Below are 23,158 nucleotides of genomic sequence, written 5' to 3' on the forward strand. Positions count from 1 at the left end.
CTTAAGCTCTGATCCGGGGTTGCTGTTCCAGTGCATCGACCCGGGAGACATCCACCAGCTTCACCAGCTGGCTCCACAACTGCTGGATGGGACGTACCGACTCGACAGTAACCGTGATCCGCAGCTGTTGGCAATCCTGCTCCATGTTGAGGGCGCAGAGATTGAAACCGCGGTGACGGACCACCCGCAGCACCCGTTCCATCACTTCGGGTCTGGGTTGGGCATGGATTTCCAGGGTGCTGGTATTGAGCTGGTTCATGGGCGTTGCTCCATCATCTTGTGGTTGGCGACTCCTGGCGGAACCAGGGGCCAGACATTTTCTTCCTCTGAAATAGCCACATGCAGCAGATAGGCACTCTCGCTCGCCAGCAGGCGATCCAGTGCCGGACCTATCTCTTCTTTACATGTGATGGTCTCGCCGGGGATGCCGAAGGCGGCAGCCAGGGCGACGAAATCGGGGTTATCGGACAGATTGGTCTCGCTGTAGCGACCGTCGAAGAACAGCTCCTGCCATTGGCGCACCATGCCGAGGCGCTGGTTGTCCAGCAGCACCATCTTCACCTTGAGCCGGGCGCGGCGGATGGTGCCGAGCTCCTGCACGTTCATCATGAAGGAGCCGTCACCGCTCACCAGCACCACCTCGTCATCGGGGCGCGACATCTTGGCGCCGATGGCGGCGGGCAGGCCGAAGCCCATGGTGCCTAGGCCGGCACTGGAGAGGTGGTTGCGCGGGCTGGTGAAACGCATGTGCTGGGCCACCCACATCTGGTGCTGACCCACGTCGCAGGCCACCACGCTGGTGTCAGGCAGCTGGCTTGAAAGCTCTTTGAGCAGGGCCGGGGCGTAGATGGCCTGACCCGGATGGTCGTAGCGGAAGGCGTATTCCCGAGCCATGGTGGCGCAGTGCTCGCGCCAGGGGTCGAGGGTCAGCGTCATCGCCAGGGCGGGCAGCACACGCTTGAGATCCGTGGTGATGCCCACATCGGCGGCGCGGCGCTTGCCGAACTCGGCGGCGTCCACATCCAGGTGGATCACCTTCGCCTCGGGGGCAAACTCTTCCAGCTTGCCGGTCACCCGATCATCGAAACGGGCGCCTACCACCACCAGCAGATCGCACTGCTGCACCGCCAGGTTGGCGGCCTTGGTACCGTGCATGCCGAGCATGCCCAGATAAACGGGGCTGTCGGGGTCGAGGGCACCTATCCCCTTGAGGGTGGTGACCGCCGGCATCCCCGTGGTGGCGGCAAAGTCGCGCAGCTGCTGCTCGGCATTGGCCATGCCCACCCCGCCGCCGACGTAGAGTACCGGACGCTCAGCACCGGCCAGCAGGGTACGGGCGACCGTCAGTTCGGCCGGATTCAGGGGTTCGGGTTCCTCCACTGCAAACAGCGGGCTTTGAGAGGGAACGGCGGCCAGTTGCACATCCTTGGGCAGGTCGATGAGCACGGGGCCCGGACGCCCTTCGGTGGCGATGGCGAAGGCTTCGGCAATGACCCGTCCCAGATCCGCCGGGTCCGTCACCATGAAGGAGTGCTTGGTGCAGGAAAGGGACATGCCGAGCACGTCCACTTCCTGAAAGGCATCGGTACCGACGGCGGCGCAGGGCACCTGGCCGCTGATGGCCACCAGCGGTACCGAATCGAGCAGTGCCTCCGCGAGGCCGGTGACCAGGTTGGTGGCGCCGGGGCCAGAGGTAGCGATGCAGACCCCCACCTGACCGGAAGCGCGGGCATAACCCACCGCAGCCATGGCGGCACCCTGCTCGTGGCGGCAGAGCTGATGGGCCAGGCCACCGTCATACAGGGCGTCATAGACCGGCATGATGGCCCCGCCCGGGTAACCAAACACCTGGGTCACACCCTGTTTCTTGAGAGCCTGTACCAAAAACTGCGCGCCGTTCATGTGGAAAATCCTGTCCTTTGGTCGAAAAAAAACCCCCGGGCCGTGAGGCTCGGGGGTCGCTTGTTTCGTTCTGTCCGGTGGTGGGTCTATCCCTTGTTCCGTGCAGCCAAACGAGCCCCGAGCGGTGAGATAATAATCACCACTAGGACCACAATAATGCTGACGAAACGGGAGGCCATGTTCATAGTTACAACCGGAAATCCTGTGAAATGGGAGCGGAGCTTGCCGCGAATGGCTATTAGAACTAGCACGGTGATTTTTATTGGGCAAGCACTTTTTACCTGACAAGACTCTGATTTTAACTGCTCTGAAACCTGACAACTGGAACAAAAAACTAATAAAAAACGGTTAACCAGCATATACATCAAACCAAGGACGGTATTTATGTCATTAGCTGTTGTTTATAGCCGTGCCAGCCTGGGGATAGCGGCGCCGCAAGTCACGGTGGAGGTGCACCTCTCCAACGGCCTGCCCGCCTTCAACATGGTGGGGTTGCCGGAAACCTCGGTGAAAGAGTCGCGGGATCGGGTGCGCAGCGCCCTGCTCAACGGCAATTTCGAATTTCCGGCCAAGCACATCACGGTCAACCTGGCCCCTGCGGATCTGCCCAAAGAGGGGGGCCGCTTCGACCTGGCCATCGCCATCGGCATTCTCGCCGCATCCAAGCAGATACCCGCAAAATACCTGCTCGATCACGAATTTTTAGGGGAGTTGGCCCTGACGGGCGAGATCCGCCCCGTGCTTGGGGTGCTCCCCTCGGTGCTCGCCTGCCGCGACGCAGGGCGCACCCTGCTGGTCCCACGGGAGAACGGTCCGGAGGCTTCCCTCATCCAGGATGCCGAGGTGCGCACCGCCCACCAGCTGCTGGCGGTCACCGCCTGGCTGGCGGGCCAGTACGAACTACCGCTGCCGGAACCCCAGAGCGCGGAGATCCTGCCCGACGTGCCGGATCTGCAGGATGTGATCGGTCAGTCCCAGGCGAAGCGGGCGCTGGAGATCGCCGCAGCTGGCAGCCACAACCTGCTGTTCATCGGCCCCCCCGGCACCGGCAAGAGCATGCTGGCCAGCCGTCTGCCCGGCATTCTGCCACCGCTGAGCGAACAGGAGGCGCAGCAGACCGCAGCCATTCACTCCATCGGCGGCCTCACTCCCCGCGCCGGCCACTGGCACCACAGGCCGTATCGCACTCCCCATCACAGCGCCTCGGCGGTGGCGCTGGTGGGCGGGGGTACCCATCCCAGGCCTGGCGAAATTTCCCTCGCCCACAACGGAGTCCTGTTTCTGGATGAACTGCCGGAGTTCGAGCGCAAGGTGCTCGACTCCCTTCGCGAGCCGCTGGAAACCGGGCACATTACCATCAGTCGTGCCGCCCGCCAGGTGGATTTTCCCGCCCGCTTCCAGCTGGTGGGTGCCATGAATCCCAGCCCCTGCGGCCATTATGGCGACGGCCAGACCCGCTCCAGCCCGGATCAGATCCTGCGCTATCTGGGCAAGCTCTCCGGCCCCTTTCTCGACCGGTTCGATCTGACGGTAGAGGTCCCGCTCTTGCCCAGGGGGAGCCTGACCGGCAAGGCGGAGCGGGGGGAATCGAGCCAGCAGATACGCGAACGGGTGCTGGGGGCGCGAGAGCGCATGCTGAGTCGCAGCGGAAAACTCAACAATCTGCTGGATAGTCGTGAAATCGAAGATGTTTGCAGATTATCGCCACAGGATGCCGAGTTTCTGGAAGGTGCCATCCAGAAGCTGGGGCTCAGCATCCGGGCCTGGCACCGCATCCTGCGGGTATCGCGCACCATCGCCGACCTGGCGGGGCACGCCACCATCGAGAGAGCCCATCTGATCGAAGCCCTGGGCTATCGTGCCATGGACAGGCTGTTGTCGCGGCTGCGCGGGGGCCAGTGAACGGGGGAACGGCAGCAGCCACCACCCGACTCTGAAAGGGCGCCACCATGGTCTAGTCGTGGGCCGGCTGATATTATGGCAACAGATCTGACCACTTGGTTGCCATCCACCGATACGAAGACGGATTCCACCATGCCCAACAAGCTGATAGAGCGACTGCGCGGCAGCCTCTCGACCCTGCTCTATTTCATCAACACCCTGTTCTGGTTTGTCCCCGTCCTGCTGCTTGGCCTCATCAAGCTGCTGCTGCCCTTCCAGGGGGCGCGACGTCTCTGCAACACCCTCCTGGACGGCTGCGCCACCCACTGGATAGGTTTTAACAATCTGATCCAGAAAACCATCATCAACACCCCTTTCGATGTGGTCGGAGTGGACAAAGGGCGCCGGAATGAGTGGTATATGGTGATTGCCAACCACCAATCCTGGGTCGACATACTGGTATTGCAGCGGATTTTTAATCAAAAAATCCCCTTCCTGAAGTTTTTCCTCAAGAAAGAACTGATTTGGGTACCTTTTCTCGGTCTGGCCTGGTGGGCGCTGGATTTCCCATTCATGCGGCGTTATTCCCGAAAATTTCTGGAAAAGCACCCGCATCTGAGGGGAAAAGACATAGAAACCACGCGCAAGGCGTGTGCCCGTTTCCGCCATATGCCGGTGAGTGTGATGAACTTCGTGGAAGGGACCCGCTTCACCGTCGGCAAGCACGACAGGCAAGGGGCACCCTATCGTCATCTGCTGCACCCGAGAGCAGGGGGCATCGCCTTCACCCTGGCGGCCATGGGGGATCAACTGCACAAGCTGGTGGATGTGACCATCGCCTATCCCGGCGGCGTCCCCAGCTACTGGGACTTCATGTGCGGTCGGGTCAAGGAGATCAAGGTTCGGGTCCGCTTTCTGCCGATCGAACGCAATCTGGTGGGGGATTACTTCAATGACCCCGAGTTCCAACAAGAGTTTCAACAGTGGTTGAACGGGATCTGGCACGAGAAGGACCAGACCCTGGATAAGCTGCTGGCGGACAAGACGCAGTAAGACACTCATGCCAAACCTGCTCCCGGGCCCCCTGGTGCTGTTCATCAGCGCCGGCCTGACCATACTGTTTACCGCCCTGTGCGCCAGCCTGATCCTGCTGGTGTCACTGGCCAAACTGCTGCTGCCCGTGCCGGCCTTTGGTCGCGCCTGCAGCCGGCTCAACAACCGCTTCATGGGCCTGTGGCTCGGTTGCAACGCCCTGGTGATCCGCCTCACTACCCGCATCGACTGGCAGATTGAGGACAATACCCGGCTGCGCAAGGATGGCTGGTATCTCATCATCAGCAACCACATGAGCTGGACCGATATCGTGGTGCTCGGCCACCTGTTTCGCAATCGTCTGCCGGTGCCCAAGTTCTTCATGAAGCACGAGCTCATTTACATACCGCTGCTGGGGCTCGCGTGCTGGGGGCTGGACATGCCCTTTATGCGCCGCTATTCGAGAGAGTTTCTGTTAAGAAATCCACATCTGCGGGGCAAGGATATCGAGACCACCCGCAACGCCTGCGAGAAGTTTCGCCACATTCCCACCACCGTCATCAACTTCGTGGAGGGGACCCGCTTCACCGATCAGAAGCGCGAGGCCGCCCGCTCCCGCTATCGCCATCTCATGCCCCCCAAGGCGGCAGGACTCGCCTTCACCCTGGCAGCCATGGGCGATCAGTTCGACAGCCTGATCAACGTCACCATCAGCTACCCGGACAACCCCGACACCCCCTTCAAGGATTTCCTGATGGGGAAGATGAAGCGCATCCGGGTGCGAATCGAGGAGCTGCCGGTGGACGAGCAACTGGTGGGGGACTACTTCAACGACAAGCAGTTCAAACGCGGTTTCCAGGAGTGGCTGAATGCACGCTGGAAGGAAAAAGACGAGGTGCTGGCGCAGTGGCAGGCGGCCGATGCGGCGGCTCAGACCGATCCGCAGGCAGCCAAGGCGAGCGCCGAGGCCAGCTCGGGCAGCTGATCCTCGCTGAACACCGCGATGCCATGGCGGCGCAGCAAAGCCGTGGTCTTGCCCTCTCCCGCCAGTGAAACCCCTTCGAAGCGGCCATTGTAGATGCGACCGCTGCCGCAGGAGGGGCTCCCCTCCTTCAGAAGGGCGAAGCGAATGTCCTGCTGCTGACAGAGGGCCAGCGCAAGGGCGGCGCCCCGATCGAACTCCTCCGTCACATCCAGCCCGCTTTCGGTGACCACCCGCTCCCCCTGGCGCTCGGCAGGGGGGCGTGGCGTCGGCAGGCCACCCGCCACCTCGGGGCAGAAGGCCAGCGCCCGCCCCTCGGCTCCCAGCGCCTGCAGCCAGTCGCTGACAATCCCCTTGCTCTGGCCGTCGTAACGCACTGGCTGCCCCAGCAGACAGGCGCTCACCAGCACCTTGTGCATTCCCGTCTCTCCCATGCTTTCACTTCCTGTGTGAGGTGCCAGTGCACCAGACCCGCTATGGGGCGACAATCCGGCTTTCGCAGACATCGGCTTATGCTTCCGCACCGTGCATCACCTGATCGAACATGACGCAACAGGGGGTCTCCAGCCGATAGAGGATGGCGGGACGTTGCTTGCCGGTGCGCTTGCGCCCTGTATCCACCAGGATGTCGGCACGGTGGAGCCGCTTGCGAAATGCGGCCGTGTTCATGGGGGTCTGCAGGACGATCTCGAACGCCCGTTGCACCTCGGAGAGGGTGAATTCTGCCCCCAGCAGATGCAGCGGCAAGGTGCTGTAGCGGCTCTTGATGCGCAGCCGCTCCAGCCCCATGGCGACCAGCTTGCCGTGATCGAAGGCGAGTTGCAGGCCGGGCAGATCGTCCAGAGGATGCCAGCGACCGCGCACCGCCCCCCCATCGGGATCCGCCAGACAGAGATAGACGAGGGTGGTGGACCAGCCGCGGGGATCCCGCTCCAGGTTGCCGAGGGTACAGACCTGCTCGCTGTAGCAGTGCTCCAGCCCCCACTCTGCCAGCAGGCGATGGCGAGCCGCGTCCAGATCCCGATCCCGGGTCTCGTCGATGCGCAGGGCCGGCAACTGCCAGCAGTGGGCAAAGGGGGGGCGATCCCGGGTCTCGAGAAGCAGCTCGAGCCGCTCCTCGCGCAACCGCAGCACCACCATATCCAGACTCATTCTCGGCATCCTGGTCGACCTGCTCGCCTTCTAATAATGTTTGGTAGATAATATCACAAGAATATTATGTGAAGGAGCTATCCATGGGAATCATCGCCAGCCTGGATATTGATGCGCAGAAGGGATTCACCCCCCTCTGCCCGAACGAGCTGCCCGTCGCTGGCGGGGATACCATAGTGGCGGCGCTCAATGCCCAGGCTGCCCTCGCCACCCTGCGAACCGGCAGCAAGGATGCCCACCCCGCGAACGCCCCCTGGGTGGTGACCGAACCCGGCGCCATGTTGCAACCCCTTGCTCTGGCGAATGCCGATCTCACCTGGCCGGCCCACTGCGTGCCCGGCACACCTGGGTTCGAGCTGCTCGACGGCCTGCCCGCCCCCATCGACTACGATTTCTTCGTCTGGAAGGGGGTCGAGCCGGACCTGCACCCCTATGGCGCCTGCTATCACGACCTGGCGGAGCGGCGCAGCACCGGGCTTATCGAGTTTCTGCAAGCCCGCGGCGTCACTACCGTGCTGGTCGGCGGCCTCGCCACCGACTATTGCGTCAAGACCAGCGTGCTGCAACTGCGTCGCGCCGGTTTCCGGGTCATCGTCCACCTCGACGCCTGCCGCGGCATCGCCCCCGAGACAATCGACCAGGCCCGCACCCGGATGATCGAGGCCGGCGCCGAGCTGGCCCAGACCCTGGCCGACATTCAACGCCTGCTGGATGCCTGACATGCCTTCCATTTTCCACTGCCCACCCGACACCGGCGCCCACCCGTCACAGATGCAGCCAGAGTGCGTTGCCCGCGCAGCACTCATCACAGGAGCCTGATATGCCTCCCATCCTCCACAGCCTGCTCGACACCGATGCCTACAAGCTGCACATGCAGCAGGCGGTGTTCCATCGCTATCCGGATGCCGACGTCGTCGCCGAGTTCCACAGCCGCAACGAAGAAGACCTGCTGCCCATGATGGGCCAGATCGAGGAACAACTGCGCCTCGCCGGCTCCCTGCGCCTGACCCGGTCCGAACTCGACTTTCTGGCCGAACGCCCCTTCTTCACGCCTGACTACCTGGACCACCTGCGCCGCAAGCCGCTGGACGCCTCCCTGCTCAAGGTGTTCGAGCAGGATGGCCGCATCAATGTGCGGGTCGAAGGCCCCTGGCAGGACGTGATCCTGTGGGAGATCCCGGTGCTCGCCATCATCAGCGAGATGCGCAACCGCTTCCGCTATCCCCAGTTCGGCGTCAGCCAGGCACTGGAGCGGCTCGATCAGAAGATCGACAAGCTGGAACGGGAGCTGAGCCGGGAGGAGATGAGCGAGTTCAACCTCATCGACTTCGGCACCCGTCGCCGCTTCTCCCTCGCGGTACAAGACGCCGTGGTGGGTCGCCTCAAAGAGCGGCTGCCAGCGTTTCGCGGCACCAGCAACTACCTGCTGGCCCAGAAGTACCGGTTGCCCGCGGTGGGCACCCAGGCCCACGAGTGGTTCCAGGCCCACCAGCAGCTCGGCTTCCCGCTGGAGCTCAGCCAGCGCGCCGCCCTCACCAGCTGGCTGGACGAATTCACCAACCACCTCGGTATCGCGCTCACCGACTGCATCACCATGGATGCTTTCCTGCGTGACTTCGACTTCGAGCTGGCGAGCCGCTACCAGGGGCTGCGCCACGACTCCGGCGATCCCGTGGTATGGGGAGAGAAGGCCATCAGCCACTATCAGCGGCTCGGCATCGACCCTGCCGAGAAGACGCTGGTCTTCTCCGACGGGCTCAACCTCGACAAGGCCGTCGAGCTGCTGCGCCACTTCCGCGGCCGCATCAACACCAGCTTCGGCATCGGCACCAAGCTCACCTGCGATCTGCCCGGCGTCAGCCCGATGAACATCGTGTTCAAGCTGATGGAGTGCAACGGCGGCCCGGTCGCCAAGATATCCGACAGCCCGGGCAAGACCCTCTGCCGGGATGCGGACTTCATTCGCAACCTCAAGCAGGCCTTCCACGTCGGGGTCTGAGTCAGGCCCGCGAGACGCCAAACAAAAAGCCCGCCGGTTTGCACCGGCGGGCTTTGGTATCGACTCAGGAATGATCAGTCCTTCTTGGCCAGCAGGAATTTCACCAGCTGGTTGAACTGCTCCTGGGAAGTGATGGATTCAATCTTCACCATGTATTTGCCGTTGACCAGGAAGGCCGGCACACCGCGCACATTGTAGCTCTCGGTGTTGCGATCGAACTGGGAGACCATGCCGGAGACGGCGAAGCTGTCGACGGCACCGTCGAACTCCTCGGCCGGCACGCCATTGTCCACGAAGACCTGCTTCACGTCGGCACGGCTCTGGGGGATCTGGCGCTGGGTGTGGATCTTGTCGAAGATGGCCGGGGTCAGCTTGCCTTCCACGTTCAGCAGATTGGCGACGGCGTAGGCACGCTGCATCTCGGGGCCCATTTCACGGCCCAGGAAGGCCACCGGGTTCTTCTTCATCGGCACGCCTTCCGGCAGGCTCTTCTTCAGATCCTCGGCAATCGGCTCGAACTTGGCGCAGTGCGGGCAGAAATAGGAGAAGAACTCCATCACTTCCGGCTGGGCGCTGCCGGTCTGGCTGACCACGTCATAGTTGACACCTTCCTTGAATTGCGGGGCGGCGTGAACCATGGGGATCATCAGCATGGCAGCGAGGAAAAATAGTACTTTTTTCATGACGTTTCCTGTTAAGGGATCACTGTGAGGCACGCCCGGCGAACCGAAGCAGTCCAAGCCTATTGCCTCACCCTCGTGCCGTCAATGGCAAAGGCAGACAGGCGGGACCGCCATCCCGCCTCCCACGGGCACCTTGCCGCTGTGGCAATGGTGCGGGCGACACCACCAACGGACGCCCCGTGGCGTGGCGATCTGCCGGGTTCACGCCCCTACCACTGCGGCATCAGGCTGAGCGGCGGGGCCTTCAATGCCTCGAGCTGATCATGCAGGGTCGCAATCTGCTGGCGCCAGTAGTGTTCGGTGTTGAACCAGGAGAAGTGGCGGGGGAAGGCGGGATCTTCCCAGCGTCTTGCCAGCCAGGCCATGTAGTGGACGATGCGCATGGCGCGCAGCGGCTCGATGAGCGCCAGCTCCCGCGGGTCGAACTCCATGAACTCCTCATACCCCGCCAGCAGGGTATCGAGCTGGATCTGCTGCTCATGACGCTCCCCGTTCAGCATCATCCAGAGATCCTGGATGGCAGGGCCGGTGCGGCAATCGTCGAGATCGACAAACAGGGGGCCGTCACGCCACAGGATGTTGCCCGGGTGGCAGTCCCCATGCAGGGAGATGCGCGCCACATCCAGGGTCATGGCGTCGCATACGTGCCGGATCAGCTCGTCCAGCACCCCGAAGAAGGACTTGGCCAGCCCGCTCGGCAACCACTCGCCTGCCGCCAGCAACTGACGCGGCTCGTGCAGCATGCTCTCCACATCCAGCGGAACCCGGTGATGAAAGGCATGGCTGGCACCGACGCTGTGGATGCGACCGAGGTAACGCCCCACCCACTCCAGCTGGTCCAGGTTGTCCACCTCGAACTGACGCCCCCCAACGCTCTGCCAGATGGCAAACGGGTAGCCCTGATGCTCCAGCAGGGTCTCGCCGGCAAAGGCAATGGGAGCGGCGACCGGGATCTCAGCTTCACAGAGGCGAGCGGCAAACGCGTGCTCTTCCAGGATCTGGGCCCGGCTCCAGCGACCGGGGCGGTAGAACTTCACCACGTAGCGACGGCGATCCTCATCCTGGAACTGATAGACGCGGTTCTCGTAACTGTTGAGCTCGATAAGGCCGGAGTCGATGCGCAAGCCGCTGAGATCGATGGCATCCATGATGAGATCGGGATTGAGGTCGGAATAGTTGAAACGCATGTCATCCACCATAGAAAAGGGGCGCTGTTGCGCCCCATTCTATCACCACTGTCTGCCGTTGCCGTGCATGGCGGTGCGCCTTGCCGTCACAACCTGCTGATAAACTTGCTCGGTTGGCGCAAGGTCCCCTTGCTGTCGTCCGGCGCCGCGCCTTCCCGCTTGAGCACGAACTGGACGTCCAGAGTGGGGCGCTTCAGGTTGAAGGGATCCACCGCCAGACTCACCGGCAGGGTATAGATCTCGCCCGCCTTCAGTGTCACCTCGCGGGGTCCGAACCACTGGTACTCCGGCAGCCCTTCCACGTCCAGCCGGTAGGTCTGGGAGTTCAGGGTCTTGTTGAGGATCTTCAGGGTATAGGTGTTCTCGATGAGCCCTTCACTGTTTTCCCGGAACAGCTGGTTGCGATCCCGCAGGATGTCGAGCCCCATGGGCATGATGGACATGGCGTTATAGACGAAGACCCCCAGCATGACGACCATCACCAGGCCATAGCCAATCAGCTTGGGCCGCGCCACCTGGGTTTCACTGTGGGCCAGTTTGTGCTCGGTGGTGTAACTGATGAGCCCCTTCGGATACCCCATCCGCTCCATGGTCTGATCGCAGGCGTCGACACAGGCGCCGCAGTTGATGCACTCGTACTGCAGACCGTCACGGATGTCGATACCGGTCGGGCAGACCTGCACGCAGAGGTCGCAGTCGATGCAATCCCCCAGCCCCAGAGCCTTGGGATCGGCCTTGCGACCACGGGCGCCGCGGGTCTCGCCACGCTGGCTGTCATAGCCGACGATGTAGGTGTCCTTGTCGAACATGGCGGACTGGAATCGGGCATAGGGGCACATGTGGATACACATGATGGCGCGCATCCAACCGGCGTTGCCATAGGTGCAGGCGGCAAAGAACAGCACCCAGAAGATGACCCAGCCTCCCGCCTGCAGGGTGAAGAAATCGGGCACCAGGTGGAAGACATCCTGGAAGTAGGCGACGAAGGTCAGCCCCGTGCCCAGCGACAGCAAGATCCAGGCCAGGTGCTTGGCGCCCTTCCGGGCCAGCTTCTCGCCGCTCCAGGGCGCCGCATCCAGCTTGCGACGCTTGTTGGCGGCCCCTTCCAGCTTCTCCTCGAACCAGATGAACAGGAAGGTCCACACCGTCTGGGGACAGAGGTAGCCGCACCAGACCCGGCCCAGGAAGGTGGTCACGAAGAAGAGGGCGAAGGCCGCGATCATGAAGACCCAGGCCAGCAGGGTGAGATCCTGCGGCCAGATGGTGGCACCGAAGATGTGGAACTGCTGGTGCTCCAGATCGAACAGCACCGCCTGACGGCCGTCATAACGCAGCCAGGGCAGGAGGACAAAGAGCGCGACGAAGAACCAGCCCATGGCCTTGCGCACCCGCTGCCAGTAGCCGGTCTGGGAGCGGACATAGATGCGGTTGCCGGGGTTGAACCTGTCATCTCCCGCCTTGAAGGTGTTGGGATTGAAGGTCCCGGTGACGTCACCGGTCACATCCTTGATGTCGATCTTGTCCTTGTCGGCCATTGCAACACATCGCTCCACTCATATTGTTATGAAAGCGATTATATCTTAAACAACCTGCTAATTGTGTGGGTTAAATGTATCTATAGTTCGAGTCCCGTCGCAATTTCAGGCAACAAAAAAGGCCCATAGCCAGTTGACTATGCGCCTTTTCACAGATTCTCTTGAAACCTTTCTCTGATGGCGATGTGACGGCCGGATTACTTGATGCCGCGTGCCTTGAGCAGGGCCTCCTTGAAGTCGGGCACGTGATCCTTGGCCAGCCCCGGGATCATCGCCTGCTTGTCGGATTCCCGCATCTTGAGGTGGTAGATCAGCATGTCGTCGGTCAGTGCGGACAGGGGACCGTCAAATCCCGCCTCCTCGGCCAGTTTGGCAACAAACTGCACCAGGCTGAGATCCTGCTCCTTGATCCAGGCAGGCTGCAGCAGTTCCAGCAGCTCTTCGATACGATGACATTGCATAGACGACCTCTTTAATCTGTCTTGTGAAACTCAGGCAACCTTACCCATCAAGGCTACTTCGATACGATCCCGGCCATTATGCTTGGCCTGATAGAGCGCCGCATCCGCTTTCTGGATAAGCTCGGCAATGGAGTGATGCTGATCCGGCACCAGGGTCGCCACCCCGAAGCTGCAACTGACCCGCCCCGAGACCCGGGATTTGTGGTGGGGAATGCCGAGGGCTCGCAACGAGGTACGCACCTGCTCGGCGATCTGCATGGCCCCCTGCAAGGTGGTGCAGGGCAGCAGCAGGGCGAACTCCTCTCCGCCGTAACGGGCAGCGAGATCGTCTTCCCGCCGCAGCACTTCGGCCAGCAGGCTCGCCACCTGTTGCAGGCACTGGTCCCCCACCTGATGACCATAGTGATCATTGAACTGCTTGAAGTAGTCCACATCCACCAGCACCAGAGAAAGAGGCGCCCTGGCACGGTGGCAGCGACGCCAGGCGCGCGCCAGGGAGTCGTCGAGATGGGCCCGGTTGGCGATGCCGGTCAGACCGTCGAGGCGGGACGTGAGCTTGAGGTGCTCGGAGACCGCCTTCAGCTCGGCCACCAGATCCGCATTGGAAAAACTGTGGTAGAGAGAGGCCACCTGATCCCGCCGCAGGCGCCGCAGCAGGGTCGGCAGAAAGACGAACAGATACCCCGCCAGCATGCAGGAGACGATACGCTCCTGGGTGTTGCCGCCACTGAGCTCGAACAACATGGCAAACCCGAGGGGCAGCACGGCCCCATAGAGGGTACGACGGCTGCCGAACAGCATGATGGCGCTGCCGGTCAGGATCAGGCTGGAGAGCATCATCATGGCGGCACGATAGGTGTCGGGCAGCTTGTCCATGTAGAGCAGCACGCCCAGTGCCCAGACAATGGAGGTGATGGTCACCCCGACAAAGAGCTCGCGCTCGAGCACCGGCAGCGGAAGCTCCGCCAGCCTGGGCTGGCGCCAGCGCAGATGCCACCAGCGCCCCAGCAACAGCAGCAGGACCAGACCGAGCCAGCCCAGCGACTCGCTGGCCGGCAGGTAATCGTGGAACAGCAGGCTCCAGCTGATCGCCAGCAGCCCCAGGCAAGGCAGGCTGAAGGAGGCATGGGTATAGAGCTGGACCATGATGGCCCGCCGCACCTGATATTTCACACTCTGTGTCAACTGGGTACTCCCTGTACAAGAGCCGCACAGTTTAACACTCCCCTTTCCTGCTCAACAATCAATCGACCGCTATTAAGCTGCCACTCAGCGCGTCCCCTCTCGCACAGGCCCCGACAGACCCTTTTCTGCAGGGTCGAATGGCGCAGCCCTCCCTCACCCTTTCTCCAGCTCGTCGAGGATGGGGCACTGGGGATTCGCATCTCCGTGACAGCAGCTCACCACCTCCTCGAGGGCGCTGAGCATGGCTTGCAAACCGGCGATGCGGGAGCGCAGATCGACGATTTTCTCCTGGGCCAGCTTCTTCACCTGGGCACTGGTTCTGTGCTCGTCCCGATAGAGCGCCAGCAGCTCCTGACACTCCTCCAGATTGAAGCCGGTCTCCCGCGCACGCTTGACGAAGCGCAGCTCCCGCAGGGAGGCATCCGTATAACTGCGATACCCGTTGTCGCTGCGCACCGGCGACGAGATGAGGCCGATGCTCTCGTAGTAGCGGATGGTCTTGGCGGTCAGGCCGGTGGCCTTGGCGACCTTGCTGATGTTCATGAATGACTCCTTTGGGATTCAGATGCACGCAGGCTGCCCGCCCGGGGCTGCCAGCGCTTCAATAACAGGGAATTGCTCAAGACGGTGATACTGCTCAAGGCCATGGCCGCCCCCGCCAGTTCCGGGCTGAGGTAACCCAGTGCCGCCAGCGGAATGCCGATGATGTTGAACACGAAGGCCCAGAACAGGTTCTGCTGGATGGTGCGCCAGGTGGCCGCCGAGATGTCGATAGCATCGGCCACCAGCCGCGGATCAGACCGCATGAGGGTGATGGAGGCGGTCTCCATCGCCACGTCGGAGCCGGAGCCCATGGCGATACCCACATCCGCCGCCGCCAGCGCAGGAGCGTCGTTCACCCCGTCCCCCACCATGGCCACCAGCCCGCTGGTTTGCGCCCGCAGCGCCTCCACTTTCTCCACCTTGCCGGCTGGCAGCACGGAGTCAAAGGCCCCGTCCAGTCCCAGCTTGGCGGCGATATGGGCCACCGGCGCCGGCGCATCACCGCTCACCAGCCAGCTGGCGATGCCGCGCTGACGCAGGGTGGCGATGGCATCCGGACTCTCGGGGCGCAGGGTATCGGCCAGCGCCGCAATGCCAGCCACCACGCCGTCGATGGCCACCCAGACCCGGGTCGCGCCGTCGGCAGGCTGTTTATCCTGCGCGGGCACCTCAATGCCGAGCTGGGCCAGCAAAGAGCCATTGCCGATGGCGACCGTATGACCGGCGACCTCACCGACAATACCGGCACCGACCCGCACCTCCACCGCCTCCGGCTGGGGCAGCACGGCATCTTTGCCGACCGCCTCGCGCATGGCCAGCGCCAGTGGGTGCTCACTCGCCTGCTGCAGAGCGGCAGCGAGGCGCAGTTGCTCATCGTTGCCGCTCCAGTTCGCCAGTACCGGCCGGCCCTGGGTCAGGGTGCCGGTCTTGTCGAAGATGAGCGCCTTGATGGCGTGGGCCTTCTGCAGGGTATCGACGTCTTTTATCAGAATGCCGTGGCGCGCCGCCACCCCGGTACCGGTGACGATGGCCGCCGGCGTCGCCAGCCCCAGCGCACAGGGACAGGCGATGACCAGCACGGCTACCGCCGCCAGCAGCGCCTGACCGAAGTCGCTGGTGATGGCGTACCATACCAGCAGGGTGAACAGGGCGATGGCCATCACCACCGGCACGAACACGGCGGAGACCTTGTCCACCAGCTGCTGCAACGGCGCCTTGCCCATCTGGGCGTTCTCCACCAATGCGATGATCTTGCTGAGGCTGGAGTCCTCCCCCACCGTAGTGGCTTCAATTTCCAGCACGCCGGAGCGGTTGATGGCACCGCCCAGCACCTTGTCGCCCTCACCGCGCGGAATCGGCAGGCTCTCACCGGTGAGGATCGACTCATCCAGCTCACTCTCACCGCTCACGATTCTGCCATCCACCGGCACCCGCTCCCCCACCAGCACCTGCAGCCGATCTCCGCGCAGCACCTCGTCGATGGCCACGCTCTGCCAGCTCTCGCCACGCCAGACGGTGGCGGTTTCCGGCCGCAGCGCCATCAACTCGCGAATGGCGGACTGGGTACTGCGTCTAGCTCGCGCTTCCAGCAACTTGCCGAGGGAAATCAGGGTAATGATGATGGCACTCGCCTCGAAGTAGAGCTGGCCACTGGCGGCCATCCCCAGATTAAGCAGCAGATAGAGGCTGTAGAAGTAGGCCGCGCTGGTACCGGTCGCCACCAGCACATCCATATTGGCGGAGCGGTTCTTGATGGCGAGCCAGGCGCCGCGATAGAAGCGGGCCCCGATCCAGAACTGTACCGGGGTGGCGAGCAGCAGCTCCAGCCAGGCGGGCAGATGCCAGGGGAACAACCCGGCCATGGCCAGCATCCCCACCAGCAGCGGCAGGGTAAGCAAAGCCGAGACGATGACCCGGGTTTGCGCCTGACGGGCGCTGGCGGCCTCCAGCGCTTCCCGCGCCAGCAACTGCTGGCGGCGGCCGCTGGCCGAGCCCTGCGCCAGTTGGGCGCCAAAGCCGAGGGCCTCGATCTGCTCGCGCAGGGCCGCGGGCGTCTGCATCCCGGGTACCAGCACGATACGGGCCTGCTCGATGGAGAAGTTGACGTCGGCAGAGATGACGCCGGGCAGCGCCGCCAGCATCTTGTTCAGACGGGCCGAGCAACCGGCACAGGTCATGCCGGTGATTTGAAACAATATGGTCTCGCTGCCGTAGTCATAACCCTGCGCCTGGATGCTCTCCAGTACCGCCAGCAAACGGTCAGAGCTGGCCAGCTCGATGGCCGCCTGCTCCAGCGCGAAGTTGACGGTGGCCGATACCCCGTCGAGCTTGTTGAGGGCGGTCGTGATGCGGCCGGCGCAGTTGGCGCAGCTCATGCCCGTGAGGGGCAATTGCAGATGAATGGGTGATTGAAGATGAGTGGTCATGTTGTTTCTCCCCGGAACCCGTCGGCCGAAACCCGCGCCGATGACCAAACCTTAACCTTTACTGTAAGGGCAAGCTCAAGTGAGCACACCGACTTTTTGTGAAAATAAAAAACGGCGCCGTTGGGCGCCGTTGACGGGATCGGCTGCATGCCGATCTGTTCCCTTCTCCCCTCGCGGGAGAAGGGCCGGGGATGAGGGGGAAACCGGGTCGTCAAATACCGTACTGGGCGCGGTAAGCCTTCATGGCGGCCAGTTGCGCCGCCAGCTCCGGCTGTTCGGCCTGCTTCTCTTCCAGATACTGGATCAAGTCGCTCATCTGGATGATGGCGATGATGTGAGCGCCGTAGTCACGCTCCACTTCCTGAATGGCGGAGAGCTCGCCCTTACCCTTCTCCTGACGGTCCAGCGCGATCAGCACGCCAGCCAGGGAGGCGCCGTTGGCCTGGATCAGATCCATGGATTCGCGGATGGCGGTGCCGGCAGTGATGACATCGTCCACCAGCATGATGCGCCCCTTGAGCGGGCTGCCCACCAGATTGCCACCCTCGCCGTGATCCTTGGCCTCCTTGCGGTTGAAGCACCAGGGCACGTCCACGTCGTGCTGCTCCACCAGCTGCACCGCGGTGGCGGAGGCAATGGGGATCCCCTTGTAGGCCGGGCCAAACAGCACATCAAACTCGATACCGGCATCCATCAGGGCGGCGGCATAGAAGCGGCCGAGACGGGCCAGATCGCGGCCGCTGTTGAACAGGCCGGCGTTGAAGAAGTAGGGGCTTTTACGACCGGATTTCAGGGTAAATTCACCGAATTTGAGGACCTGCTTCTCCAGGGCGAACTCGATAAATTGACGCTGGTAGGCTTTCATTCTGGCTCCTTGCTTGGCTTGTCGTTTACTTGTGTGGGGGTATAAAAAAACGCGGTCAATGCCGCGTTTTTAAAATCATGCAAGCGACTGCTTCTGCAGCGCAATAATGTCGGCGATGCCGCCCTTGGCGAGCGCCAGCATCTCCAGCAACTCTTCGTGGGTGAAGGGTTCGGCCTCCGCGGTGCCCTGCACCTCGATGATGCGACCATCTTCGGTCATCACCACGTTCATGTCGGTCTCGGCGGCGGAGTCCTCGATGTACTCCAGATCGCAGATTGCCTCCCCTTCGAACATGCCGACGGAGACGGCCGCGATCATCTGCTTGAGCGGGCTCTGTTTGATCAGCCCCTTCTCCACCATCCAGTTCAGCGCATCCACCAGCGCCACGCAGGCACCGGTGATGGCGGCGGTACGGGTACCGCCGTCGGCTTGCAACACATCGCAGTCAACGGTAATGGTGTGCTCGCCCAGGGCACTCAAGTCTACCGCCGCGCGCAGGGAGCGGGCGATCAGACGGGAGATCTCCAGGGTGCGGCCGCTCTGCTTGCCGGAGGCCGCTTCGCGGTTCATCCGGGAGTGGGTGGAGCGCGGCAGCATGCCGTACTCGGCAGTGACCCACCCCTGCCCCTTGCCTTTGAGGAAGCGCGGCACGCTGGTGTCGACGCTGGCGGTGCAGAGCACGCGGGTGTGGCCGAATTCCACCAGCACGGACCCTTCAGCATGCTTGGTGAAGTGGCGGGTGATGGTTACCGGACGCACCTGGGCGGCGCTGCGATCGCTGGGACGGGACATGGGACTGACCTCTGGGCTGGCTGAATTGGCGCAGGAGTATAAGCGATCGCTACTCAAATATCAGCCGCTAAAACCACCTCGTCGGCTGACGGAACAGGCCTGGCTGAGTATACTGGCCGCACACTTCATCAAGCCCGGAACAATCAATGATTCACAGCATGACCGCCTACGCCCGCAAGGAACTCAAGGGCGACTGGGGCACAGCCGTTTGGGAAATTCGTTCGGTCAACCAGCGCTATCTGGAGACCTACATTCGCCTGCCGGAACAACTGCGCAGCCTGGAGCCGGTTCTGCGTGAGCGCTTCCGCGCCAAGCTGCAGCGCGGCAAGGTGGAGTGCAACCTGCGCTTCGAGGCCGCCCAGGCCGCCGCCAGCCAGCTCCACATCAATGAAGATCTGGCCAAACTCATCATCGAGAGCGCCAACTGGGTGATGAAAGAGGCGGGCCAAGGTCAGCTCAATCCGGTGGACGTGCTGCGCTGGCCGGGGGTCATGGCTGCCGCCGAGCAGGACATGGACGTGGTCGCCACCGAGCTGATGGCCGGCTTCGACCTGACCATGGAAGACTTCCTCGCCTCCCGCGCCAGCGAAGGGGCCAACCTCAAGGCGCTGATCGAACAGCGTCTGGCCGGCATCCAGGTGGAAGTGAAGAAGGTGCGCGAGCACCTGCCGCAGATCATCGAGTGGCAGCGCCAGAAGCTCACCGACCGGCTGGCCGAGGCCAAGGTGGAGCTGGATCCGGCCCGCATCGAGCAGGAGATCGTGCTGCTGGCCCAGAAGATCGACGTGGCCGAAGAGCTGGATCGCCTGGAGATGCACATCAGCGAAACCAACAAGATCATGAAGAAGGGTGGCGCCTGCGGCCGTCGTCTCGACTTCATGATGCAGGAGTTCAACCGCGAGTCGAACACCCTCGGTTCCAAGTCGATCAACGCCGAGGTGACCCAGTCCGCCGTCGAGTTGAAAGTGCTCATCGAGCAGATGCGCGAGCAGATCCAAAACATCGAGTGATCCCCTCATCGATGCACCAGCCTCCGCCACGCGGGGGCTTTTTTATGTCATATCCCCAGTATGATCAACGACATGTCCTCGTCGCTCAATCCACCGCAATCTGAGCCATCTTGTTATCGAGGCGATGGGGGGCGGCTTTCTATCCGTTTGACGCTTTGAACTTGCGGCTTCGCAGCAGCAAGGGAAGCTGGTAGAGCACCAGAGCCCCCAGCACCAGGCCGGCGCCGGCCAGCTTGGCGGGGCCCAGGGGTTCGTCATAGAAGAGGGTGCTTAAGATCAGGGTCCAGACCGGTTCGAGCAGCATCAGCAGGGCGGCGTGGGCCGTGGTCATCCGGCTCAGGGCGTGGGTGAGCAGCCAGTAACGCAATGTGGTGGCGATCAGGACGCTGGCCGCAAACCAGCCCCAGATACCAGTGCCGATGCTGGCGGGCCACTGCTCGGTCAGCAGGGAGAGCAGGGTGCCGAGCAGTCCGGTCACCGCCAACTGGATGCAGGTGAGCCAGGTAGGAGGGATGGACTGGGCGAAGTGGCGGTGCACCGCGAGCTGGACCCCCAGAGTGGCGGCCGCCGCCAGAAACCAGAACAGGGAGAGCGACACGCCCCAGTGGGTGCTGCTGGAGAGCAGCAGCAGACCCGCGACGGCCACGGGCAGAGTCAGCCAGTAGTGGCGGCCGGGTCTGGCCTTGAAGGCGGCCCAGGCGGCGAGCGGCGCCATCAGGGTGGCCACGCTCATGATGAAGGCGCCACTGCCGAGCGCATCGCTCTGGCTGATGGCGGTAACCCAGAACAGCAGGCTGGCCCCGAGCAAGGTGCCGCACCCGGCGGCGCGCAGCAGTTGTGAGCCACTGGGGGGCGGCTCGCGCAACCAGGCGAGCGGCAACAGCAGCAGGGCGGCCAGCAGGAAGCGGCTGCCGATAAAGGCGGCGGTGGGCAGTTCACGAATCGCCTCTTTCGAGAAGAGCCAGCCAGCGGCGGCCAGCAGGGTGACCAGTATCATCAACAGCAGGGGAGCGCGGTTCATCGGGGCATCACAGGGTCAGGGGCAAAGGGCAGAGCATAAAGGAAAGGGACGCGGATTGTCTCCCGGGGTTTGGCAGACATGCTGGCGGGTCGGCCACCACGCCGCCCCGCCTCAGTCGTCACTTTCCAGGCTGGCGAGGCAATGGGAGAGGGTGCGCGCCAGCGCCCCCTGGTTGCGCAGCACCACGGCGCGGGCCTGCTCCCCCATCTCGCGGCGGGCGCCCGCATCGGCGAGCAAGGCGTTCACCTTGTCGCCGAGCGCCTCGGCGTCCGCCACCACGGCGGCGCCCCCCTGGGCCACCAGCTGGCGGGTGATGTCGCTGAAGTTGAAATAGACGGGGCCGGTCAGGCAGGGTTTGCCCAGCGCCGCCGGTTCCAGCAGGTTGTGACCGCCCACGGGCACCAGGCTGCCACCGACAAAGGCGAGATCCGCCGCCGCCAGCATCAGTGGCAGCTCGCCCATGGTGTCACCTAGGTAGATCTTGTCGCTCTCGCCGACCGCACTGCCCGCCGTACGCCGCACGCAGCCGTAGGGGGCGCACAGCTCGGCCACCCGATCGAAACGCTCGGGATGGCGCGGCACCAGGATCAGCAGGGCGGAGGGATGGACCTTGAGTACCCGATCGAAGGCGGCCAGCACCTGCTCGTCTTCCCCCTGGTGGGTACTGGCGGCGATCCAGACAGGTCGTGCCTCCCCCAGTTGCTGGCGCAGGGCGCGGCCCCTGGCCTGCACCTCGTCGCCAAACTGGATGTCGAACTTGATGGAGCCGGTCACCGCCAGCCGGTTGCGCCCTATCCCCAGTCGATGGAAGCGATCCGCATCGTCCTGATGCTGGCAGAGCAGGTGGGTCAGCGGGCGGCTCAGGGCATCGAATGCGCCCTGGAAGCGACCATAGCGCTGACAGGATCGCTCCGAGAGGCGGGCATTGAGGATGGTCACCGGCAGGTGCCGTGCCTCGCAGGCCGCCAGCCAGTTCGGCCAAAGCTCGGTCTCCATCACCCAGAGGGCGCGGGGCTTGACGGTGCTCAGAAACGCCGAGACGGCCCAGGTATAGTCGAGAGGCGCATAGCGGTGCACCACCAGATCCCCGAGCTTGGCCGCCTGTTCGGCGCCGGTGCGGGTGGTGGTGGTGAGCAGGATGGGCAGCTCGGGGCGCTCGGCCTTGAGGGCGCGGATGAAGGGGGTGATGGCCAGGGTCTCCCCCACGCTCACCGCATGGATCCAGAGGGGGGCCTCCTGTCCGGTCGGCGGCAATCGTCCCAGATGCTCGGCCCAGCGTGCCCCGAAGCCGGGCTTGCCTTTTTTGGGCTTGTAGAGCGCCAGCAGCGCCAGGGGCAACCCCAAGTGGATCAGCAGGTTGTAGAGCAACCGGTAGATCATGCTAGCTATTACCTGGTACAGCAGCGGAGGATTCCACCGGCTGCCGCACTATGGTCAGATCTGCCGTTTCCCCACGCTCCAGCCGATTTCCCGCCTCGATGACCTGTTCCGGCATCAGTTCGATCAGGCACTTGAGGTGGCCGAACTTGCAGGTGCGCTTGAAGCAGGGGCGGCACTCGATGTCGGTGTGGACGATCTCGACCCTGTCCGCCAGCGGTGGGGTATAGAGGGGCGAGGTGGAGCCGTAGACGCCGATCAGCGGCCGGTTGAGGGCGGCCGCCACGTGCATCAGGCCCGAGTCGTTGGCGATGACCCGACCGGCCAGCGCCATCAGATCGATCGCCTCGTGCAGGCTGGTCTTGCCCGCCAGCACGTGGCAGTTGGGGCGCGACAGGGGGTTGATCCGATCGCGGATGGTGTTGGCCACGTCCACGTCCTTGCCCGAACCGAAGATCCACACCTGCCATCCCTCGTCGAGGTGCTTTTGCGCCACCACGGCGTAGTGCCCTTCCGGCCAACGTTTGGCCGGGCCGAACTCGGCCCCCGGACAGAGCACCAGCACGGGGCGAGCACGATTCAGGCCGAGCCGCTCCAGCGCCTTGCCCTGGTTGATGAGATCCACGTGCAGGGAGGGATGGGGAATAGCGGGAATGTCGTCCCGACTCTTCATCTGCCCCTTGGGGTAGGCCAGAGCCACATAGCCTTCCACCATCAGCGGGAAGGCCTGCTTGTTGCTGCGCATGTCGTTGAGCAGACCGAAGCGGTGCTCCCCCTTCCAGCCGGTGCGCACCGGGATCCTGGCAAACCAGGGGATGAGGGCCGACTTCATGGAGTTGGGCTGGATGATGGCCTGATCGTACTGCTCGGCGGCCAACTGCTTGCCAAGGCGGCGGCGTGCCCCCAGCTTGAAGTCACCGTGGCCAAGCGGCATGGGGATGGCCTTGTCCACCTCGGGCATGCGCTCCAGCAGCGCAACGCACCAGGCCGGCGCCATCACATGGAGCTCGCTGCCCGGGTGGTTGCTCTTGAGCGCCTTGTAGAGGCTCTGGGACATCACCATGTCGCCGACCCAGGAGGGGCCGATCACCAATATCTTCATCGCGCGTCTTCTCTCGGGACTGG

General features: G+C 63.3%; 22 protein-coding genes. 6 read left to right on the forward strand and 16 right to left on the reverse strand.

What is annotated here, in order from left to right; all coding sequences use genetic code 11:
• Window position 1: 1 nt before the first annotated feature.
• Together ilvM and ilvG are read right to left on the reverse strand one after the other, a co-directional pair.
• Complete coding sequence (gene ilvM, locus H7R73_RS21955) at window positions 2-259, reverse strand: acetolactate synthase 2 small subunit (RefSeq protein WP_010676086.1); 258 nt, start codon at window positions 257-259, stop codon at window positions 2-4.
• A complete protein-coding gene (gene ilvG / locus H7R73_RS21960; RefSeq protein ID WP_039039681.1) occupies window positions 256-1,902 on the reverse strand; it encodes an acetolactate synthase 2 catalytic subunit in 1,647 nt (548 codons plus the stop codon). The genes ilvM and ilvG overlap by 4 nt, the downstream gene beginning before the upstream one ends.
• A gap of 384 nt (window positions 1,903-2,286) precedes the next feature.
• On the opposite strand from ilvG, the gene H7R73_RS21965 reads away from it, so the two are divergent.
• The 3 genes from H7R73_RS21965 (at window position 2,287) to H7R73_RS21975 (ending at window position 5,800) form a co-directional block, all read left to right on the forward strand.
• Window positions 2,287-3,804, forward strand: a complete 1,518-nt coding sequence (locus tag H7R73_RS21965; RefSeq protein WP_042016430.1) for a YifB family Mg chelatase-like AAA ATPase — start codon at window positions 2,287-2,289, stop codon at window positions 3,802-3,804.
• Between the two features lie 132 nt (window positions 3,805-3,936).
• Window positions 3,937-4,836, forward strand: a complete 900-nt coding sequence (locus H7R73_RS21970; RefSeq protein WP_103255147.1) for an acyltransferase — start codon at window positions 3,937-3,939, stop codon at window positions 4,834-4,836.
• 7 nt (window positions 4,837-4,843) lie between these two features.
• On the forward strand, window positions 4,844-5,800 hold the full coding sequence (locus tag H7R73_RS21975) for an acyltransferase (protein ID WP_039039684.1): 957 nt from the start codon (window positions 4,844-4,846) through the stop codon (window positions 5,798-5,800).
• Here the strand turns inward: H7R73_RS21975 and H7R73_RS21980 are convergent.
• Window positions 5,746-6,231 carry a DUF523 domain-containing protein gene (locus tag H7R73_RS21980; RefSeq protein WP_103255145.1) on the reverse strand — a complete coding sequence of 162 codons (486 nt, stop codon included), beginning with the start codon at window positions 6,229-6,231 and terminating at the stop codon, window positions 5,746-5,748. The two genes, H7R73_RS21975 and H7R73_RS21980, sit on opposite strands and share 55 nt — an antisense overlap.
• Window positions 6,232-6,307: 76 nt before the next feature.
• Window positions 6,308-6,958: an NUDIX hydrolase gene (locus H7R73_RS21985; RefSeq protein WP_029314880.1), complete on the reverse strand. Its 651-nt coding sequence runs from the start codon at window positions 6,956-6,958 to the stop codon at window positions 6,308-6,310.
• 74 nt (window positions 6,959-7,032) lie between these two features.
• On the opposite strand from H7R73_RS21985, the gene H7R73_RS21990 reads away from it, so the two are divergent.
• Together H7R73_RS21990 and pncB are read left to right on the forward strand one after the other, a co-directional pair.
• A complete protein-coding gene (locus H7R73_RS21990; protein ID WP_069652407.1) occupies window positions 7,033-7,668 on the forward strand; it encodes a nicotinamidase in 636 nt (211 codons plus the stop codon).
• A 101-nt stretch (window positions 7,669-7,769) separates the two neighbouring features.
• The gene (gene pncB, locus H7R73_RS21995) at window positions 7,770-8,948 is read left to right on the forward strand and encodes a nicotinate phosphoribosyltransferase (protein WP_010676094.1); all 1,179 of its coding nucleotides are present in this window, start codon (window positions 7,770-7,772) and stop codon (window positions 8,946-8,948) included.
• A gap of 74 nt (window positions 8,949-9,022) precedes the next feature.
• Here pncB and H7R73_RS22000 read toward each other — a convergent pair whose 3' ends face one another.
• The 9 genes from H7R73_RS22000 to rph all read right to left on the reverse strand — a co-directional run bounded on the left by H7R73_RS22000 (window position 9,023) and on the right by rph (window position 18,625).
• Window positions 9,023-9,631 (reverse strand): thiol:disulfide interchange protein DsbA/DsbL, encoded by a 609-nt coding sequence (locus tag H7R73_RS22000; RefSeq protein ID WP_010676095.1) that lies wholly within the window; start codon window positions 9,629-9,631, stop codon window positions 9,023-9,025.
• Between the two features lie 209 nt (window positions 9,632-9,840).
• Window positions 9,841-10,830, reverse strand: coding sequence for a serine/threonine protein kinase (locus tag H7R73_RS22005; RefSeq protein WP_039039688.1), 990 nt, complete (start codon window positions 10,828-10,830; stop codon window positions 9,841-9,843).
• A gap of 74 nt (window positions 10,831-10,904) precedes the next feature.
• A complete protein-coding gene (gene ccoG / locus H7R73_RS22010) occupies window positions 10,905-12,353 on the reverse strand; it encodes a cytochrome c oxidase accessory protein CcoG (RefSeq protein WP_010676097.1) in 1,449 nt (482 codons plus the stop codon).
• A 197-nt stretch (window positions 12,354-12,550) separates the two neighbouring features.
• Window positions 12,551-12,814 carry a YihD family protein gene (locus tag H7R73_RS22015; protein WP_010676098.1) on the reverse strand — a complete coding sequence of 88 codons (264 nt, stop codon included), beginning with the start codon at window positions 12,812-12,814 and terminating at the stop codon, window positions 12,551-12,553.
• A gap of 30 nt (window positions 12,815-12,844) precedes the next feature.
• Window positions 12,845-13,999, reverse strand: a complete 1,155-nt coding sequence (locus H7R73_RS22020; RefSeq protein ID WP_039039690.1) for a GGDEF domain-containing protein — start codon at window positions 13,997-13,999, stop codon at window positions 12,845-12,847.
• A 153-nt stretch (window positions 14,000-14,152) separates the two neighbouring features.
• On the reverse strand, window positions 14,153-14,542 hold the full coding sequence (cueR, locus tag H7R73_RS22025) for a Cu(I)-responsive transcriptional regulator (protein WP_010676100.1): 390 nt from the start codon (window positions 14,540-14,542) through the stop codon (window positions 14,153-14,155).
• On the reverse strand, window positions 14,539-16,968 hold the full coding sequence (locus H7R73_RS22030) for a heavy metal translocating P-type ATPase (protein WP_103260968.1): 2,430 nt from the start codon (window positions 16,966-16,968) through the stop codon (window positions 14,539-14,541). The genes cueR and H7R73_RS22030 overlap by 4 nt, the downstream gene beginning before the upstream one ends.
• A 211-nt stretch (window positions 16,969-17,179) precedes the next feature.
• Window positions 17,180-17,833: an orotate phosphoribosyltransferase gene (pyrE, locus tag H7R73_RS22035; protein ID WP_010676102.1), complete on the reverse strand. Its 654-nt coding sequence runs from the start codon at window positions 17,831-17,833 to the stop codon at window positions 17,180-17,182.
• A gap of 75 nt (window positions 17,834-17,908) precedes the next feature.
• Window positions 17,909-18,625 (reverse strand): ribonuclease PH, encoded by a 717-nt coding sequence (gene rph / locus H7R73_RS22040; RefSeq protein WP_045522734.1) that lies wholly within the window; start codon window positions 18,623-18,625, stop codon window positions 17,909-17,911.
• 146 nt (window positions 18,626-18,771) lie between these two features.
• Here rph and H7R73_RS22045 point away from each other — a divergent pair, with 146 nt between their 5' ends.
• Window positions 18,772-19,635: a YicC/YloC family endoribonuclease gene (locus tag H7R73_RS22045; protein WP_052815767.1), complete on the forward strand. Its 864-nt coding sequence runs from the start codon at window positions 18,772-18,774 to the stop codon at window positions 19,633-19,635.
• 139 nt (window positions 19,636-19,774) lie between these two features.
• Here the strand turns inward: H7R73_RS22045 and H7R73_RS22050 are convergent, their stop codons facing one another.
• From H7R73_RS22050 to waaF, 3 genes are all read right to left on the reverse strand, one after another.
• Complete coding sequence (locus tag H7R73_RS22050) at window positions 19,775-20,656, reverse strand: DMT family transporter (protein ID WP_042016405.1); 882 nt, start codon at window positions 20,654-20,656, stop codon at window positions 19,775-19,777.
• Between the two features lie 111 nt (window positions 20,657-20,767).
• Complete coding sequence (gene waaA / locus H7R73_RS22055; RefSeq protein WP_103260970.1) at window positions 20,768-22,036, reverse strand: lipid IV(A) 3-deoxy-D-manno-octulosonic acid transferase; 1,269 nt, start codon at window positions 22,034-22,036, stop codon at window positions 20,768-20,770.
• 1 nt (window position 22,037) lies between these two features.
• On the reverse strand, window positions 22,038-23,135 hold the full coding sequence (gene waaF, locus H7R73_RS22060; RefSeq protein ID WP_103260971.1) for a lipopolysaccharide heptosyltransferase II: 1,098 nt from the start codon (window positions 23,133-23,135) through the stop codon (window positions 22,038-22,040).
• Window positions 23,136-23,158: the final 23 nt, after the last annotated feature.

The sequence above is a fragment of the Aeromonas sp. WP2-W18-CRE-05 genome, from assembly GCF_014168615.1.
Taxonomy (GTDB): Bacteria; Pseudomonadota; Gammaproteobacteria; order Enterobacterales; family Aeromonadaceae; genus Aeromonas; species Aeromonas caviae.